Annotated in this window: 18 protein-coding genes and 6 pseudogenes; 11 read left to right on the top strand and 13 right to left on the bottom strand. The window is 38.3% G+C overall.

The genetic code is table 11. The features are described 5' to 3' along the window. The first annotated feature begins 153 nt into the window (after positions 1 to 153). The 4 genes and pseudogenes from bchI (at position 154) to AAZO_RS30800 (ending at position 3,227) form a co-directional block, all read left to right on the top strand. Positions 154 to 1,275 carry a magnesium chelatase ATPase subunit I gene (gene bchI, locus AAZO_RS15595; RefSeq protein WP_013191980.1) on the top strand — a complete coding sequence of 374 codons (1,122 nt, stop codon included), beginning with the start codon at positions 154 to 156 and terminating at the stop codon, positions 1,273 to 1,275. Positions 1,276 to 1,411: 136 nt separating this feature from the next. After that, positions 1,412 to 1,624 (top strand): annotated as a pseudogene (locus AAZO_RS15600) (hypothetical protein); the annotation flags it as partial. Positions 1,625 to 1,864: 240 nt separating this feature from the next. Beyond that, positions 1,865 to 2,560 (top strand): annotated as a pseudogene (gene radC, locus AAZO_RS15605) (RadC family protein). Between the two features lie 41 nt (positions 2,561 to 2,601). Then, a pseudogene (locus AAZO_RS30800) lies at positions 2,602 to 3,227 on the top strand (Uma2 family endonuclease). Here the strand turns inward: AAZO_RS30800 and AAZO_RS15610 are convergent. Continuing rightward, positions 3,200 to 3,709: a hypothetical protein gene (locus AAZO_RS15610; RefSeq protein ID WP_013191982.1), complete on the bottom strand. Its 510-nt coding sequence runs from the start codon at positions 3,707 to 3,709 to the stop codon at positions 3,200 to 3,202. The pseudogene AAZO_RS30800 and the gene AAZO_RS15610 sit on opposite strands and share 28 nt — an antisense overlap. Before the next feature lie 162 nt (positions 3,710 to 3,871). On the opposite strand from AAZO_RS15610, the pseudogene AAZO_RS15615 reads away from it, so the two are divergent. After that, positions 3,872 to 5,156, top strand: a pseudogene (locus tag AAZO_RS15615) (YcjF family protein). A 354-nt stretch (positions 5,157 to 5,510) separates the two neighbouring features. Next, positions 5,511 to 5,831, top strand: coding sequence for an AlbA family DNA-binding domain-containing protein (locus AAZO_RS15620; protein WP_041640938.1), 321 nt, complete (start codon positions 5,511 to 5,513; stop codon positions 5,829 to 5,831). On the opposite strand, the pseudogene AAZO_RS30805 reads toward AAZO_RS15620, so the two are convergent. Then, positions 5,808 to 7,022, bottom strand: a pseudogene (locus AAZO_RS30805) (IS701 family transposase). The gene AAZO_RS15620 and the pseudogene AAZO_RS30805 overlap by 24 nt on opposite strands. Before the next feature lie 556 nt (positions 7,023 to 7,578). Here AAZO_RS30805 and AAZO_RS26920 point away from each other — a divergent pair. The 3 genes from AAZO_RS26920 (at position 7,579) to AAZO_RS26930 (ending at position 8,739) form a co-directional block, all read left to right on the top strand. Beyond that, the gene (locus tag AAZO_RS26920) at positions 7,579 to 7,773 is read left to right on the top strand and encodes a hypothetical protein (protein WP_049790754.1); all 195 of its coding nucleotides are present in this window, start codon (positions 7,579 to 7,581) and stop codon (positions 7,771 to 7,773) included. A 421-nt stretch (positions 7,774 to 8,194) separates the two neighbouring features. Further along, the gene (locus AAZO_RS26925) at positions 8,195 to 8,434 is read left to right on the top strand and encodes a hypothetical protein (RefSeq protein ID WP_049790756.1); all 240 of its coding nucleotides are present in this window, start codon (positions 8,195 to 8,197) and stop codon (positions 8,432 to 8,434) included. Beyond that, complete coding sequence (locus AAZO_RS26930; RefSeq protein WP_013191983.1) at positions 8,392 to 8,739, top strand: hypothetical protein; 348 nt, start codon at positions 8,392 to 8,394, stop codon at positions 8,737 to 8,739. The genes AAZO_RS26925 and AAZO_RS26930 overlap by 43 nt, the downstream gene beginning before the upstream one ends. Here the strand turns inward: AAZO_RS26930 and AAZO_RS15640 are convergent. Next, positions 8,736 to 9,965, bottom strand: a pseudogene (locus AAZO_RS15640) (DUF4336 domain-containing protein). The gene AAZO_RS26930 and the pseudogene AAZO_RS15640 sit on opposite strands and share 4 nt — an antisense overlap. A 163-nt stretch (positions 9,966 to 10,128) precedes the next feature. On the opposite strand from AAZO_RS15640, the gene AAZO_RS30810 reads away from it, so the two are divergent. Next, a protein-coding gene (locus AAZO_RS30810) for an IS5 family transposase (RefSeq protein WP_085940212.1) occupies positions 10,129 to 10,922 on the top strand; the annotation gives its coding sequence in 2 pieces (ribosomal slippage) (positions 10,129 to 10,480 and positions 10,480 to 10,922; 795 coding nt in all). Between the two features lie 45 nt (positions 10,923 to 10,967). On the opposite strand, the gene AAZO_RS15655 is transcribed toward AAZO_RS30810, so the two are convergent. From AAZO_RS15655 to AAZO_RS41510, 7 genes are all read right to left on the bottom strand, one after another. Beyond that, the gene (locus tag AAZO_RS15655) at positions 10,968 to 11,336 is read right to left on the bottom strand and encodes a DUF5615 family PIN-like protein (protein WP_013191985.1); all 369 of its coding nucleotides are present in this window, start codon (positions 11,334 to 11,336) and stop codon (positions 10,968 to 10,970) included. A 78-nt stretch (positions 11,337 to 11,414) separates the two neighbouring features. Further along, positions 11,415 to 11,564: a DUF433 domain-containing protein gene (locus tag AAZO_RS30815; protein WP_228371231.1), complete on the bottom strand. Its 150-nt coding sequence runs from the start codon at positions 11,562 to 11,564 to the stop codon at positions 11,415 to 11,417. 66 nt (positions 11,565 to 11,630) lie between these two features. After that, positions 11,631 to 11,957 carry a hypothetical protein gene (locus AAZO_RS38670; protein ID WP_013191986.1) on the bottom strand — a complete coding sequence of 109 codons (327 nt, stop codon included), beginning with the start codon at positions 11,955 to 11,957 and terminating at the stop codon, positions 11,631 to 11,633. Then, the gene (locus AAZO_RS38675; protein ID WP_013191987.1) at positions 11,930 to 12,118 is read right to left on the bottom strand and encodes a hypothetical protein; all 189 of its coding nucleotides are present in this window, start codon (positions 12,116 to 12,118) and stop codon (positions 11,930 to 11,932) included. The genes AAZO_RS38670 and AAZO_RS38675 overlap by 28 nt, the downstream gene beginning before the upstream one ends. A gap of 301 nt (positions 12,119 to 12,419) precedes the next feature. Beyond that, positions 12,420 to 12,545, bottom strand: a complete 126-nt coding sequence (locus AAZO_RS41505) for a hypothetical protein (protein WP_266885446.1) — start codon at positions 12,543 to 12,545, stop codon at positions 12,420 to 12,422. A gap of 114 nt (positions 12,546 to 12,659) precedes the next feature. Further along, positions 12,660 to 13,247, bottom strand: a complete 588-nt coding sequence (locus AAZO_RS30825) for an IS66 family transposase (RefSeq protein WP_081462801.1) — start codon at positions 13,245 to 13,247, stop codon at positions 12,660 to 12,662. Positions 13,248 to 13,685: 438 nt separating this feature from the next. Next, the gene (locus AAZO_RS41510; RefSeq protein ID WP_266885449.1) at positions 13,686 to 13,820 is read right to left on the bottom strand and encodes a hypothetical protein; all 135 of its coding nucleotides are present in this window, start codon (positions 13,818 to 13,820) and stop codon (positions 13,686 to 13,688) included. Between the two features lie 428 nt (positions 13,821 to 14,248). Between AAZO_RS41510 and AAZO_RS15670 the strand changes: the two genes are divergently transcribed. Further along, a complete protein-coding gene (locus AAZO_RS15670; protein ID WP_266889577.1) occupies positions 14,249 to 14,467 on the top strand; it encodes a hypothetical protein in 219 nt (72 codons plus the stop codon). Between the two features lie 69 nt (positions 14,468 to 14,536). Here the strand turns inward: AAZO_RS15670 and AAZO_RS15675 are convergent, their stop codons facing one another. From AAZO_RS15675 to AAZO_RS15685, 3 genes are all read right to left on the bottom strand, one after another. After that, positions 14,537 to 15,517, bottom strand: coding sequence for an aldo/keto reductase (locus AAZO_RS15675; RefSeq protein WP_013191989.1), 981 nt, complete (start codon positions 15,515 to 15,517; stop codon positions 14,537 to 14,539). A gap of 259 nt (positions 15,518 to 15,776) precedes the next feature. Then, positions 15,777 to 16,028, bottom strand: a complete 252-nt coding sequence (locus tag AAZO_RS15680; RefSeq protein WP_013191990.1) for a hypothetical protein — start codon at positions 16,026 to 16,028, stop codon at positions 15,777 to 15,779. Positions 16,029 to 16,144: 116 nt separating this feature from the next. Continuing rightward, the gene (locus AAZO_RS15685; protein ID WP_013191991.1) at positions 16,145 to 16,453 is read right to left on the bottom strand and encodes a hypothetical protein; all 309 of its coding nucleotides are present in this window, start codon (positions 16,451 to 16,453) and stop codon (positions 16,145 to 16,147) included. Positions 16,454 to 16,519: the final 66 nt, after the last annotated feature.

Here is a 16,519-nt window from a genome sequence, read left to right on the forward strand (position 1 = left end):
CCTTACATAGAAACAGCAGCCCAATCATCAGGTGCTGAAAAATTCAGATATTGTCACCTCTGCCTGTTCCCGAAAACTGAATAACTGAACCACACTGGCCAAATATGGCAAAATAAAGAATTGTAATGAGAAAAGTATTGTTAAGGTAATTTAGTGACTCCAACTGCTCAATCTATGGCAAGTGCGCGTCGCGTGATCTTTCCGTTTACTGCAATTGTCGGCCAGGAAGAAATGAAACTGGCGTTGCTGTTAAACGTTATTGACCCCAAAATTGGTGGTGTAATGATTATGGGCGATCGCGGCACCGGCAAATCCACAACTATCCGCGCTTTGGCAGACCTGCTGCCAGAAATCTCCGTGGTTGCCAATGACCCCTTCAGCAGTGACCCCAGCGACCCGGACTTGATGAGCGATGAAGTCCGTCAACTAGTATCCCAAGGGGCAGAAATTCCCATAGCTCACAAAAAAGTACAGATGGTAGATTTACCATTGGGAGCTACAGAAGACCGGGTTTGTGGTACCATCGACATCGAAAAAGCTTTGTCTGAAGGTGTAAAAGCTTTTGAACCAGGACTACTGGCCAAAGCGAATCGGGGTATTCTCTACGTCGATGAAGTCAACTTGTTAGATGACCACTTGGTAGACGTACTTCTGGACTCTGCTGCTAGTGGTTGGAACACGGTAGAACGGGAAGGAATTTCTATCCGTCACCCAGCGCGGTTTGTTCTGGTTGGTTCAGGAAACCCAGAAGAAGGAGAACTCCGTCCCCAACTACTCGACCGCTTCGGAATGCACGCCGAAATTCACACAGTGAAAGAACCAGCATTGCGGGTGCACATTGTGGAAAAAAGGTCAGAATTTGACCAAAATCCCCCGTTTTTTCTAGAAAATTACAAATCCGAACAAGAAGGATTACAGGAAAAAATTGTCAAGGCTCAAGAATTGTTACCCCAAGTTAACCTTGACTATGACCTGCGGGTGAAAATTTCAGAAGTTTGTTCAGAATTAGATGTTGATGGTTTGCGGGGTGACATTGTAACCAACCGCGCTGCTAAAGCCTTAACCGCCTTTGAAGGAAGGACACAAGTTACCGTTGATGATATCCGACGGGTAATTACTTTATGTCTGCGTCACCGTTTACGGAAGGATCCTTTAGAATCAATTGATTCTGGCTACAAAGTGCAAAAAGCTTTTGCTCGCGTTTTTGGTGTGGAACTTTCAGAAGATGATGCTGCACAGAAAAACGGGACAGGAATCAAAGGTGGGGCGCGTTAGTTATAGCAGGTGACAGGTGACAGACTTTTAACTCTGTTTGTGTCTAAGTTCTATCATCTAATGCAGAGACGTTCCATGGAACGTCTCTGCAAGGATTCTAGAAGAATCACATTTGACTACTGACCACTAACAAATTATGCGATTGTGGAACTCTTATGTAAATACCCTGATTTTATCAAGTCAATATAATCCACCGCGATTTATTGAGTTATTGGTCCTGACGTTAGCGATAGCTATGCTAATAATTGCGACACTTGTACCAGAGGAACCTTATTTAGTGGTGGGCTTGAGCTTTGTAGTGGGTTCATCAATTTCGATTTTAGTTCAAGAAGCAATGTCAATAACAGATCACACTCACCCAGCCTGACACCAAAGACGCATCACTCAATTTACAGCCTTACTTTTACTCGGTATCACCATCTATCTGTGGTTTTGCTGACTTAATTTGTTCACAGTAAAGATAAACATTCATCATCAAGCCTAAAGGCAAGTAGTAACGTTCAAAAATTAAATATTTTTGTCCATAGAGATAATTTTCAGTTTAAAAAAGGGATAACTACAATAATTCCATCCTCGCTGCATATTCCCTTTGTTTCTATATGACAGCCTCAGAATCGCCGACTTACCTGGAAATGAGCGTCCCCGTGAACGATTTGATGGACCGAAAATATTAGCCAATGCGGAATTAATTGCCATTCTGTTGGGAACTGGACAAGGATCGGGTAAACTCTCCGCAGTCGCTTTAGGGCAATATATACTACAATAATTGAGCCAGAATCAGCGTGACCCCTTAGCTGCTTTACGAGAAGTTACACTCGCTGAGTTGATGGAAATTCACAGTGTTACCCATGCAAAAGCCACAACAATTCTCGCCGCAATTGAATTAGGTGAACGTGCTTTTTGATGCCGTTCTGCCGATGGAACAGTAATTGACAGTCCTGTAGCTGCGGCCGCAACCCTCAATCAAGACTTAATGTGGCAAAATCGAGAACGTTTCGCCGTCTTACTTTTAGATGTGAAAAATAAATAAATTTCTGGGGACAAAAGTAATCACTATTGGTGGTACTGCGACGGAAACTTTAGCTTCTGCCCGTCATATTTTCGAGAACTCATTCGTCAAGGTGCAACACGGGCGATAGTTACCCATAATCATGCTTCTGGTAATTTAGAACTTAGTGAAGCAGATATAGAAATAACACGGCAATTATTAGCAGGGGCACAACTTTTGAGTATTCCCTTGTTAGATCATTTAATTTTAAGTAATGGCACTCATCAAATTGTGTAAGAAATTACAAGCTTCTGGGATGATTACCCCCAAGGGAATTGATAAATAGGAAAAAGTCCCATGGTTATGCACCATCAAAGCTTCTTAGCTTCGAGGATTTTATTACCCAGTACCGCGATAATCCCCGCTATGAGTTGGCTGACGGAGAATTAATTGACAGGTCACTCACAAGATGCCACGAAACCTTCTGTGGGAAACTGGCGACTAAAATTGGTGTTGCTATTACTAACGCCTAACTACCTTGGTTAATTCCCCGCACTTGCCTGATTTGCCCCTTCGCTGATGATGGCATCACCGCCCGTAGACCTAATATTGTTGTCCTGGATGAAACTGTTCTTCTCAGTGAACCCTTATGGGAACAAGAACCAGTAATTACTCATGGTCGTTCAGTTAAACTCGTTGTTGAAGTTGTTAGTAGTAAGTGGGAAAGCGACTATGCCTGCAAGGTTGAAGAATACGCTTTTTTACGAACCCCTGAATACTGGATAGCAGATTACCGAGGACTGAGAGGTGTCGCTTTTATCGGTAGGCCAAAACAACCTACTTCACAGTTTGCCAGTTGAGTGGTGATGACTATACCCAAAAACAGTTTCGTCTTGGTGAATCCATCATTTCTGGTATTGTGCCAAATTTACAACTTCAACTTGATGACATCCTACCTCGATGAATGATCGTTGCAGAAAAATCAATGTCTAGTTCAGTATCTTCGGGTCCAAAATTTTCAGCATCTGGTACAAATGGTAGAGCAGAAAACACCTCTAAATAACCCGGTGTCGGTAAAAAACTAGCGAAAAACGGACTAGAATAGCTCCCACTAGCAGTAGAATATCCAAAACCGTCACCGGTTAACTGTGGACTATTCAGACTAATTAAATTGTCAATATGATAAGGTTCATTTCCTGGTATTGCAGTCCCGGCAGATAGCAGACGAGTAATCGTTTCACCATTTCGTGTCCCAGTAATTCCAGTAATTACGTAAAAACCCAAATGGTCAGGTTTATCATTAGTGGTAAAAGTACCGCTTGCCGTTACGCTAGTAGCAGAATAATTCCAGTTCCAACTTAAAGCTGAGGCGGTTTGCATTGTCCCAAGAACCAATCCAAATGTGGCGATGAGAACTGTGATACATAGTAGAGCTAAATTTTTCACAGAGATACTTAGGATTGTAAATCTTCACCCAATGGATAGACAAATATTACCATTAATTCTCATCCGATTTTAGATTTTGGATTGATTCCACGGATAAATGCGGGGGCTGGTATCAACACAGCACAGCTATACTAGAAATGGTGGCAAGTTGAAATTACACCAATGACTGAACAATCCAAAACAGACTCATTAAAGACGCCAACTGATGAAACAAAACCCAAGTTAGACAATGATTCTCGGAAAAATCGCATCACTGGTGTTGTTAACAACACTACAGCTAAATTAACCCAACTCCTACCTGTAGACTAAGTAACACAGACCGTAGGACAATGGTTTAGTGTCAATGATGCCCAAGTTGCAGAGATTTTAGCAACTGTCCGTATTCAGTTACCTACCACAGAAGCCTTACTGTTAGGGAAACCCCAAGCTGGTAAAAGTTCTATTGTTCGGGGTTTAACAGGCGTTTCTGCGGAAATTATCGGACAAGGTTTTCGTCCTCATACTCAAAATACCCAACGTTACGCTTATCCTTCTAATGATTTGCCGTTGTTAGTTTTTACGGATACGGTAGGATTAGGAGATCTAAATCAAGATACAGAAAGAATTATTCAAGAATTAATTAGTGATTTACAAAGAGAAGCTACAGGGGCGAGAGTTTTAATTCTCACTGTTAAAATTAATGATTTTCCTACTGATACTCTGCGAAAAATTGCTCAGAAATTGCGTCAGCAATATCCCAATATTCCTTGTTTGTTAGCGGTGACTTATTTACATAAAATTTATCCAATGAAAACAGATGAGCATACTAATTATCCACCTGATTTTGAGGAAATAAATCGAGTATTTACAGAAATAAAAAAAATCTGCTGGTTTATATAGTCGTACAGTTTTGATTGATTTTACTTTAGAAGCAGATGGTTATGAGCTGGTATTTTATGCTTTAGAAACACTGCGAGATAATTGAGCTGAACTGTTAACCGAAGCAGAATTAAAAGCAATTTATCAATTATTAGATAAACAAGCTGGTGAGAAATTAGGTAATATTTGTCGAGATGGTGCAAGACGTTATATTTTACCTTTTTCGATTATGGCAGGTACTTTAGCCGCACTACCTATACCTTTTGCAACCATGCCTGTTTTAAGGGCTTTGCAAGTCTCAATGGTGGGACTGTTGGGTAAATTATATGGTCAGATGTTGACACCATCTCAAGCTGGGGGTATTGTGAGTGCCATAGCAGGTGGTTTTATTGCTCAAGCCGTAGGACGGGAGTTAATTAAATTTATCCCTGGTTTTGGTAGTGTCATTGCAGCATCTTGGGCAGGTGCTTATACTTGGTCTTTGGGTGAAGCTGCTTGTGTATATTTTGGTGATTTAATGGGTGGCAGAAAACCCGATCTTCAAAGAATTCAAAATTTGATGAAAGAGGTTTTTGAAGGGGAAAAATAACGGTTTAAGGGAATTAAAAGTTAGAAATTCAAGAATCCAGGACTCAAGATATTCTAATGCCAAGATACCAAACGTATTTGAGAAGTTGGGAACCTATTTCCAAAGAAAAGGAAGTTGAGAATTTCAGGAAAGTGGGTTACTCTAATTTAGAGTAATCATATTAGTTTGTTAACTGCATAGTAACGACACTTCCAGGTGAAAACAGGAAAAAATATTAGTATTTTTGTATGGCAATGATAGCCGTTGACTTAACAAAACTATAAGGATTATTTTTTGTAAAAGGCGAGTGCTAGGACTCCAGAATAAAATCTGATTCCAGATGAAATCACACAACTCATAGCTAATGGTGAAACTTTGACTATAGAGTTTAAGAGTGATTCTGCTTGTCTGAGTGATCAAGATTTATTAGAAGCAGTAGTGTGTTTTTCTAATACCAGTGGTGGTACATTATTAATTGGTGTAGAAAATGATGGCAAGATCACAGGTTTACATAAAAAAGATTTAAAATTTCCTCCTAGTGATTTATCTGCAATGGTGGCTAATAGAACCGTACCGCCATTAAGTGTAGATACACAAATAACGGGACTTAAACAAAAATCAAGCCCAAATGTAGCCCAAACTAGCTTGATAAGAAGGAAAGACGTCCGGATTTCAGTTGAACCAATCAATAAATAGAAAAGATATGGCTGTTCTCAACCCTTCTAAAGCTGCAGTAAAAGTATTCAAAGGTTTCTTAGCCCACTTTGGTCTTAACTCTCCAGTCCACTGATGGCAAAGAATAAAAGTGTAGGCACAGAAAACCAAAATAAAATGGCGCAGTCAACTGCTATTATCTCCAACTTGATATTCTTTGAGTCCTAACCATCCCTTGGCTTCCCTGTAAACAACTTCTACCCAATTTCTCTGGGAATATGTATCAACTATCCATTGGGGTGTGACAATTGATGAAGAAATATTGGTCATAAAGTAGTCCATATCAGTGGCTTGAGAGAAAGTAGAACCGTTGATGACGATAGCAATGTTGCCATTTCCAGTTAAGGGTGATATTTCTACTTCTTTAGTTACTACCCATAATGTTTTGGTTTTATCTAACTCCAGTTTAATTTCTGTAAAAGCCTCTTGGGGTAAAGTTTGTGCTAATTCATCTAACCTAATTATTTGTGGACTATCCTCTTAGTCACTGGCAAGGACTTTGGGATTTTTACCTAATCCTCCTAAATACTTTCAATTCCGATTTCCTATCTTTAATAAGAAAGATGTATTGTGGCCATATCCAGCATCTATAATTACTATTCCTGGTTGATAACCACGGCTTAAGGTCAGATCTATTAATTTAATTCCTAACTCAGGTTTCTTCTTTCTTCTCAAATAGAGGGTCTTATTTCCCTTTGGCTAAAGAATCGCCGTGGTGATATAACTCTATATCTAATGGTAAGCCTTGACTGCCATCATATAGATGTGTTGTTACTACTACTATTCCATTATCCCTTTTCCCAATTTCTCCAATATATTTTCTTCCTACACCATCCCTAAAATTCCCCCTTTTTCTATGGTCATAATCATCAATTATTAAGCTAAATCCTCTGGTGATTCTCCTCTGACTATATTTGTTCATAATCTCTAACCGACGGTCATTGACTTGGGAACTGCACCAAGGTGCTTCAGTTAAAACGTAGTGTAATCGGTGGTACGTCACCCCTAGGGCATTCTCTGGTATTTCAAATAGGTTTTTTCTCTCACTTTCACCCAATCATCCCCCTAAATCATGTCTAAACTCTCTTCTTTCCCCTTGATGAGTAAATACATCATCAAATCACACCATCTTTCAAACCATGGTGCCATTGCTGGGGCAGTGGTTTCTCTCATCAGCTTCTTTTAACGTGAAAGCTACACCAAAACCCCACTATACTCCTTTTTACTCTTAACTTTTGTTTAAGTCCCGTTAATTAATTGATCAGAAATACCTATAGCCATAGTAAAAGTACCTCCTGCTACACAATTAGTGTGAACCAGTGATGGAAGAACCTTAAAACTAATTTTAAATACTCAAGGACAACCTGAATGTAGACCCCTATATCCAAGTGAAATAAATAGTTGGTATGCAGATAGAGGTGAACGTGATGTATCAGCAATAGTAATATCTGGTACTACTTGGAATGATTTAGATCCATGATGATCTGTTTTATTAAGAGAATTATTAACTGAATATCGAGGTGATATATCCCTTCAATATCTATCTGATTTAGAGTTAACAAGAGCATTAAATTTAGTAGGGGGAGATGATACAATTCCTACCCTTGCAGATTTATTAATTGTCTGCAGAGAAACGCTTATTAATGAACATCTTCCCACCCATGAAGTAGCATTTCAGGTTTTACGAAGTCAAGATGTTACTGTTAACGAATTCTCTTGTTGGCCATTATTGCGTATTTCCGAAAGGCTAATAGAGGCATTTACTCTAAGAAATGAAGAACATGAATTAAGTTTTGATTTATTCCGGGTTGGAGTTCCAGCTTATAACCCCCGTATATTTCGTGAAGCTGTTAATAATGCACTTACCCATCGGGATTATGATCTCATGGGAGTACTTCATATTCAAATACATGATAATTTTTGAAGGATTATCAATTCAGGGGGTTTTTTAGAAGGAATTAGATTAGATTCTTTATTGGTTACTGGACCCTTGCCAACAAATCTACTACTTGCCTATTTAAGAAAATTGGTTTAGTAGAACGTACTGCAAGGAGAATAGGAATGATATATTCTGGTCAATTAATAACGGGACATCAACTACCATATTATTCAACTACTACTAATATACGAGTTACTGTAGGTTTACCAGGTGGAGATGCTGATTTAGAGTTTATAAAAATCATATTATCTGAAGAAAAACGTCAAAATCTATTCGCTAGTTTAATTTAGATGAATTAATACTACTCAATTATTTATGGTAAGAAAGAGAACTAAATTCTAATGAAGCAGCAAAACTAATCCAGAAAAGATAAGATCAAGCTCGACATTTACTTGAACCAGTATTAATGGAAAATAGTTTAGTAGAACCTATCAAAACTTTACAACGGAGAGAGTATCATTTGAGTGCTCCTGTTTATCATCAAATGGGTCGTTCATCTGTATATATTCGTCGTCCTGGTTTTGATGAAATACAGAAGGAAAAAATGATTGTGAAGTATATTAAGACTAATAGAAGTATTACAAGAACCCAAACTGCTGAATTATGCCGCATCACATCAATGGTAAGCAAGCAAGTTACTTACTGAGTAAACTTGTTCGTAGAGGACTATTAGTTAAAATGGGAATCGGAGGAAGAGGTGCTTTCTATAGTTTAAATGAAGATGCAAATATACGTGCCAACTTACTAGAAAATCCTCCTGAAATGGAAAAAGATAATCATAAAAATAAGAAAATTACACCTTCTAATATAGAAGAGAAATCTCAACAGATAAAGGAGACAAAATCTGAACAGTCAATACAATTACAACTAGATCTATTTAAGAATTTTGATAATCAGCTACCTAATACAAGTGACCAGTCAATATTAGACATCTCTCATCACTGGCTTTAAATGCTCTCCCTTGCAGGTGGCACAATACCAAATCTATTCAACTCCTGATCAATATCTCGCAATACCTGAAAATCATCATCCGGTAAAGTATAACTATTACTATTAAATAAACCCCCACTGGGATATTTTTCCAAAAAAGAAAATGCTTGCCGGAATTGTTGCGAGTTAGCTTTAACAGGTGCGTCAAAATGACAGGGAATTATCCATTGAAAATCCCATTTTGCTACTTGCTCAGCCCAATTTATTGTTTCCTGCGGTGCGCGGTTAAGAATTAAACTCTGTAAAACCGCTGCAACAAATATCCGTCCATGTCCTCTTAACACTTCATAATACCTTTCCCAGTCTTGTCGCCATTGGAAGGGGAAAAAGCCAAAATATGTTTTTCTGTTGCTTTGTGGGGCTTTCCAGGCATCTGTAAATACATCTTTCCATTTGGGTACGTTTACCACACTTGGCTGAAAGTAAAAGGCAAATAAGGTGATGCGTTGCCATTCTTTACGGCGGTTTTCTTGGGTATCGGCTACGATAATATCATAAGCTTTATCTTTGGCGTGGTACAGCAAGGGGTAGGGATCGAGTTGGATGATCGCAGGTGGATCTGCTGATACTGAGACTATGGTATCTGTAAGTAGGAGTATGTGCCATCGCTTGTGGAAAAAAGCGACCTCTGCAAACTTACCTGGGCTTAGAGTAATCGCTTCGAGTATCCCATAATCAAACTCATCTGCAAAAGGCGTTTTTTGACTATCTTCTGATAAAACCTGAGTTCTTTTCCCTGGTAAACCCAACCAACTCAAAGGTGAATTTACCGGAAAACTCCACTGTTCGGGTGCAACAAATACCTGTGCAGTGGGAAAGCATCGCGCAAAGGGTCCAACAAAAACCTTATGTTCTATTCCCGATATCGTTGGCAAAATAATATACTTAACATCACCATGTTCTGCCACCAACTCATTTACTAAACGGATATATTCTCCTCTTAGTGCTACAGGTGTACAAACCAGCAAACCGCCATTTTCTAACTTTACCACCCTCATGCAGATCGGCACGACTACATAGAAAACCCCCTGCATTTGGTCAAAAATCCAGATAGTATACTTCACTACCTCTTTGCAGATAGTGCGACGTTTACCCTAAGGATAAAGGGCGACAACAGGCCAGAACCTCCATTCATAGTCCTGGGGGTTGATGTTTTCTATATTGATTCTACCTTCACGGTGAGTCACAGTGCGATCGCTCCCAATAACCAATATTTTCTCAATCTTTCCCAAATTTGGAGTTTAGCAAATAGTTGATCTAAGAGGCTGATAAAGTAAATGTAAAGGGGAGTAGAAAAGGAATGTTGGAAGGATAGGATACATAAAATCTAGTGTATTTACATAGCTACTCATGGAACGAAAGTCTTACCCCACAGACTTAACTGATATGGAGTGGGAAATCCTAGCCCCATTGATTCCACCAGCCAAAGAAGGAGGGCATCCACCCACAAAAGATATAGGTGAAATATGTAATGCCATATATTTTCATTTGAAAACTGGATGTCAATGGAATATGCTTCCAGGTGACTTCCCGCCAAGGTCAACGGTATATAGCTATTACAGGAAATGGCAGGGCCAGGGGGTTTGGGAAAAATTCAACCATACATTGGGTAGTCAAGTTCGCTCGAAATTAGGTAAATCAAGACAACCTACCGCGCTCGCCGCAGACAGTCAGTCGGTCAACACTGACCAAAAAAAGGGGATGTGTATGGTTTTGACGGATGTAAAAAGGTAAAAGGAAGAAAGGGGCAGACTTTAGTTGATAGCCTGGGACTTGTGTTGAAAGTTGTTGTTAATGAAGCGAATGCCCCAGAACGAATACTTGCTGCCTATGCACTAATGGAACTGCTAGAGGAACCCACAGAATTATTGGAAAAAGTCCAAGTTTTATGGGTTGATTCCGGTTATGACGGTGATAAATTTGCACTTGCAGTTTGGTTCCTGATTCAAGCTCATGTTGAAGTCATAGGACCTACTGAGCAAGAATTTAAAGTTTTACCACAACCCTGGGTAGTAGAAAGAACATTTGGGTGGTTTAACCAATATCATCGTCTAAGCAAGGATTATGAGCGTTTAACACAAATGAGGGAAGGGGCTATATATGCTCTTATGACTAGAATTATGCTACTTCCTCTTCTCTCCTAAACATTTACTTTATAAATCATCTCTAAATTATCTGTGTAATACATCTCAACTTAGTAAAGGAGGACGACGCACACCAATACGATGAGTTTCAACTGTTACAACTGCTCCTTGTTCTAAATCTTCCTTACATTGAGCAATAACTTTTATTAACAATCCAGTCAAGGATTGAGCGCGTAATCTTTCAATGGGAATAGGAATCACTGATGGAGAAGTAGCTTCAGAAAGAGCTAATAATCCGTGGAAATCTGCATCCAGAGTAACAACGACATGCTTGTCCTCTTGAGCTGTTTGGAGTATTGGTGTATCGTCAGCTGCTGAGAAACCAATATCAGCAACATGAATAGTAAGTATCACAGCTTCACATAACAAAGCTACCGCAGAACGTGGTAATCCTTTATCAACCAACAGTTTCATAGTTTAATGGCAGTTCTATAAATGCGAGCTTATAAGTATGTAGAAGCATAAATTAAGCCTTGTTGAATATCTTCATCTTCATAGTTCTGGAAATTCTTGCAGTAACTCTTCCCGATTTGGATAAGTTGCTAATAAATCTATGAATCTCTTTAGTGTCAATCGTAAATTGCGAATACATAGTTGTCCATTCATACGATTAGGACTTGTGGTTATACGGCCTAGCTTCATAGTCATTGAGCCCATAGGTGTTAATAATATAATACTCTTTTTTCATTTGCTACGATATCCCCACCTTTAGAATGCAAAAGGTGAATTATCAGTAATATATATATCAGCATTAGCAATAGTTTCTGTATGGGTAATATTCAACATATTCCCATATCCATGTTGCAAGTCTTCTACCGCACCTGCTGGACAATAATGTCCAGATGCTTCTAAGGCTTTTACCAATGAACCTATTTGATTTGGTGTGATTTCTATAACTAAATCTAAATCACGAGTAGAACAAGGTTCTCCATGAATAGAAATCGCAACACAATCACTTACACAGTAACGAATATTGATTGGTTCAAAAATCTGGTGCAGTTCACCTGCTAAAGAAATTGAATCTTGAATCCACATATTTTCATCAATACCTTTTGGTTGAAATCAGGAATAAGTTTGTCTCCTAATACAGCACGAGTAAATATATCACGAATTTCTTCTCTAGGAAGCTTCCGATGTCGAGATTTAATTGCTAGAAGACATAGTTTTTTTACTCCCTGTTCATGGGAAACAAACATTTATATGCGTTGTTTCAATGTGAGTTGTCGTAATTTATTAAATAAATATCAGCTTCTATTGTTGTATCTTGGCTTTGAGGTTGATAATTAGATTTGGGGATTTCGGGAATTTTTGGGAAAAATGATCTTCATTTTTCCCAACAAAGTTTAGATATTGGCGATATAATAGAATTGTTGATATTAATAATAATGATAACCATAAATTACTCTGTTCACACAAGAAGATATACTTATAAATTGCATGGCAAGTAACAAAATAGACAAATAAATTGATGGAAAAGACTCATTTATTCGTAAGGATTCAGGTGTAAGGAAGAGGGATTAAAGAAGGTGTATGGAAAGCAGAGTGATCCATGGCTTTCATAGGTTGGTCAAAAAACTCAATTAGAGAAAGTGCTTGACGGCGACAAGTTTGTATAACCGTCAATAAATTGGCAGGATGTTGGAATAGCTCCAGAGAAAGAGAACCACCACAGACTTTTCCTTGTTTCAGTGCTAAACCTAACCTTGGTTCAGCTAAATTATGATCAAGGTCTATTGCCTAAGGAAGGTAAAAGTTTACCAGGTTCACCTGGGGCTTGATCAATAAATGAATGGAAGATTCAACTTTTGGTTGAAAGTAGGATGCACAAGTTAAGAATTGATGAAGGTTTTGGGTTTGTTGGAATAAAGGGTAGTTTTTAAGACCTTCATCTATGAGGTCCATGAATGTTGTGCCAATTTCTTGGTGATTGAAGCCAGGAATCTTGATTAGTGTCTTGAAGTGACGGGGTAAGGTAGATGTGGTTGACATTTCTGTTGAGCTGTGACCGGTATAACCATTATAGGCAGTAAAGTCATCAGAAATGAGTACACCAGAGTAACTTGAACCCACAATGGATTCTAATTCGCCAGGACAAGGAGTATCAGACCCATGAAATAAAGGGAAGTCACTATTGGCAAAGATCCATAACCATTGTTTCACCCCTTTGACTATCCAGGGTGTTTCATCCCCAAGGATATGAGGCTGGGTTTGTTTTATCCACTGTTTGAGGCTATGAATACTTTGAGCCACTGAACCATCTATTCCTTCATTGGTACCTACTAATGTTCCCACTCCAATTTCTATTTGACCCACTTCCCACAACAAGAAGTATTCTTTTTCATAGGGTCAATGACCCTAGTTATTGATCCATACCAAAAAAGCTTGTCCTGTGATTCCTATATCTTTTCCCAGTACTATCTCTGGTGACCAGTGTGTGTGCCCTTTATGTTTTCCCACACACACTGCAAGTCTACGTATATCTTTCATTTTCTACTATTTCGATTGCCCTGTCCACCAACTCCCCTAGTTGTTGTATTTGGATTTTTATTGGTTCGCCAAACAATTGCCCCTGACCTCACCATCCACAGACTTGCCGTCCCACTATCTTAAATCTATTCCATCTACTCCACCAAAACCCTTTCTCCTTTTTCCCCTATGCCCTGGTTGTCCTCCTGCTTTCCGTTTTCGTGTCTGGTTTTCTTTTGGTTTCTCTTCTTGTTTGTTCTCGGTTTCCTTGAGGATGTCTCCCGACGGTGGTTTGAATCATGTTATGGTCTCTAAATGTCTACTGACTTTGAGTTTCTCTATTTCTTTTTCCAGTTCTACTACTCTATTTGTTAGCTTCTCTATACTTTTCCCCTGGTCAATAATGATTTCTACCAGTTGCTCTATTGCCAACTGCTATATTCTCCCTCTACTATCACACTTGTCAATATACCACCACCTGAATCCTTACGTGTTGAGCTAACTATGTCCTTTTGAAGATTGCAATATTTAAAATATGCTAAAATTATGAAAAACAAGGAGATAAAATAATGACATCAGGACATTTACCAATTGTTAAAGATGGGTAAATAGAATTACTATATCCTGTATCTATCCCAGAGGTGACAAAAGTATTTATTACTCCTAATAATGCCAGATAAAACCGAACATTGAGAAGATTTCTCTTTAAATAACTTAAATCAATTTAATGCAAAAAACGAACCAGAATATACATTATTGGAATCAATTAAAAACTATAACGCTGATTATGAAAGAAGATAATATATTATATTAACTCCTATTCCTCAAGCAAGTGGAGAAATAAAAACCGTCCGGCTCTAATTGTGAGAGAAATGCCAAAATGTCAGGATTTCTTGGTATGTGGAATTAGTACACAATTAAAAGAATATATTTCTGATTTTGATGAAATAGTTTCACCTGGTGATGATGATTTTCAATCTAGTGGTTTAGTTAGTCAATCTGTAATTAGACTGAGTTGCTTAACGGTTATTGCTCGTAACAATATAATTGGCTCAATTTCGACAGAAAGACACAAATAATTATTAATTATAGCTCACTGAGTCAATCAATATTTAATTCGAGCAAGATAATAATCAAGAGAAATTATATCACCTTGCTTGAAAAATATTCTGCACCATCGTTTTATCAGACCTAGCAGCAGCATTATCCAACTCTGCAACTTCACCATCACTCAAGAACCAACCCAATGCACCAATATTCTGTTGTGCTTGTTCCAAACTTTTGGCACCAGGAATAGGAATTGTCCCTTTACAAATACACCAGTTAATAGCGACTTGAGACATAGTTTTATTTCTTGTATCTCCTATTTCTCGTAAAGTCCCTAAAATACCTTTAATGCCTGGTAATATTTGCCTAAATAATATTCCTCTCACACCTTTAGGAAACTTGCCATTTTCGGAAAACTTACCTGTTAATAAACCCAAAGCTAAAGGACTATAAGCAATTAATTGGATTCCTAAATCATCACATACATCTTTTAAACCTAATTCCGTGACTGGATAGGTAGATAATAATGAATACTGCACTTGCAAAGTTTTAATCGGTATTCTTCTTTCCTGAAATCTTTTATCTACCCATAAAAGTCGTTTTGTACCGTAATTAGATAATCCTACACCTTTAACTAATCCTTGTTCATATAAATCAGCTAAACCATCTAATAATCCTACTTCCTGCCAAGGTGCATAATTAGCTGTAGACCAGTGCATCTGAACTAAATCAACTTTTTTTCCTAATCTGTTCGCAGAGGCATGACAAGCAGAAATAATTGATTTTCTTGTCCATCTCCAAGGGTAAGCTGCTAATTTTGTAGCAATACAAATATGTTCTTTATTTAGTCCTTGATATTCTCTAGTAAACTTTCCTAAAAGTGACTCACTGCGTCCGTTTAATCTACCTGTACCATAGGAATCTCCTGTATCAAACAGGGTGACACCATTATTCACACAGAGGTTAAATACCTGTTGCAGTTGGTCATCGATGCTTTCATTGTATCCCCAAAGCAGTTGGTTTCCCCAAGCCCAAGTTCCACATCCCATTGTGGGTAAAGATAGTGATTGACTGGTTTGCATATTGCTTTCCTAGAAAAAGTAAGTATGTTAGCAGTTTAGTATAGTTGGGGAGTTGAGTGATCGCGTAAAATAAAAAAGTGCCATGAAATATTGGTCACTTTCATAACACTGATGATTATTTAAATCTGAAAGACTTTATTGGTGCTAACACTTAGCTAGATGACAAAACTAAGCTGACTGTCTGGCATTAACAATATACACGTTCTTGCCAAGTTCGGGGAATAAAACAAAGGGTATTTCCCGTCCTGGTTGTTGTAAGTCAGGAGGTAAGAGAGTGAATAAAGATGTCTTGCAAATTAACAGTAATCTTTTGAGTAGCACCGTTAACTAAGACACAAGTTGGGTTTTCCTTTCCACTCTTATATTGGTCGTAAAGAGAATCAAGAACTTTCTTACGTAATTCCTTCACTGAAGAAACATAGATAAAATAGCCTTGTGTATCCATCCACTTATTTAGCTTTGGCTGATGCTTTAGTTGCATCTGTAAAGAAAGCAATTTGAGTATCTTCATTTTCTAGAGGACATTGTTCAGGCGGTCTTCCAGCTAGCTACAACACTATAGAGGTTACCACCCAGAGGAGCATCAACGGTAAATAATTTGTTACCAGCAGTTGCTGTATTCCCCGCTTAGAAATGAAACCAAGCTTTGGTTACTGAACTATCACCAAGAGCATCTACAAGTTTGGGTACTACGTTCTTGTCAAATAATTTTTTACTAGCAGGAACTTGAAATTCTGGTGGTAATTTAAAAGGAACAGCTATGCCATAATTCAGAATATCGTCATAAGCTGTAACTCCTTTTTGCTGCTGCTCTATAGTGTTGTAAATTGTTGTAATACCTAATGTTGCTTGAGGAGGATTAGATATTCTAGTAGGTGCTAGAGTAGGTGCAGGGGTGGTATCTGCTAAGGGAGAATCGACACCACTGAATAACATGACAAAGCTGAGAATAATAGTGACTAGGATTTGAGATTTTGAATTTGAGATTGATTACACGGATAA

Origin of the sequence: 'Nostoc azollae' 0708, from assembly GCF_000196515.1 — a bacterium.
GTDB classification, from domain to species: Bacteria; Cyanobacteriota; Cyanobacteriia; order Cyanobacteriales; family Nostocaceae; genus Trichormus_B; species Trichormus_B azollae.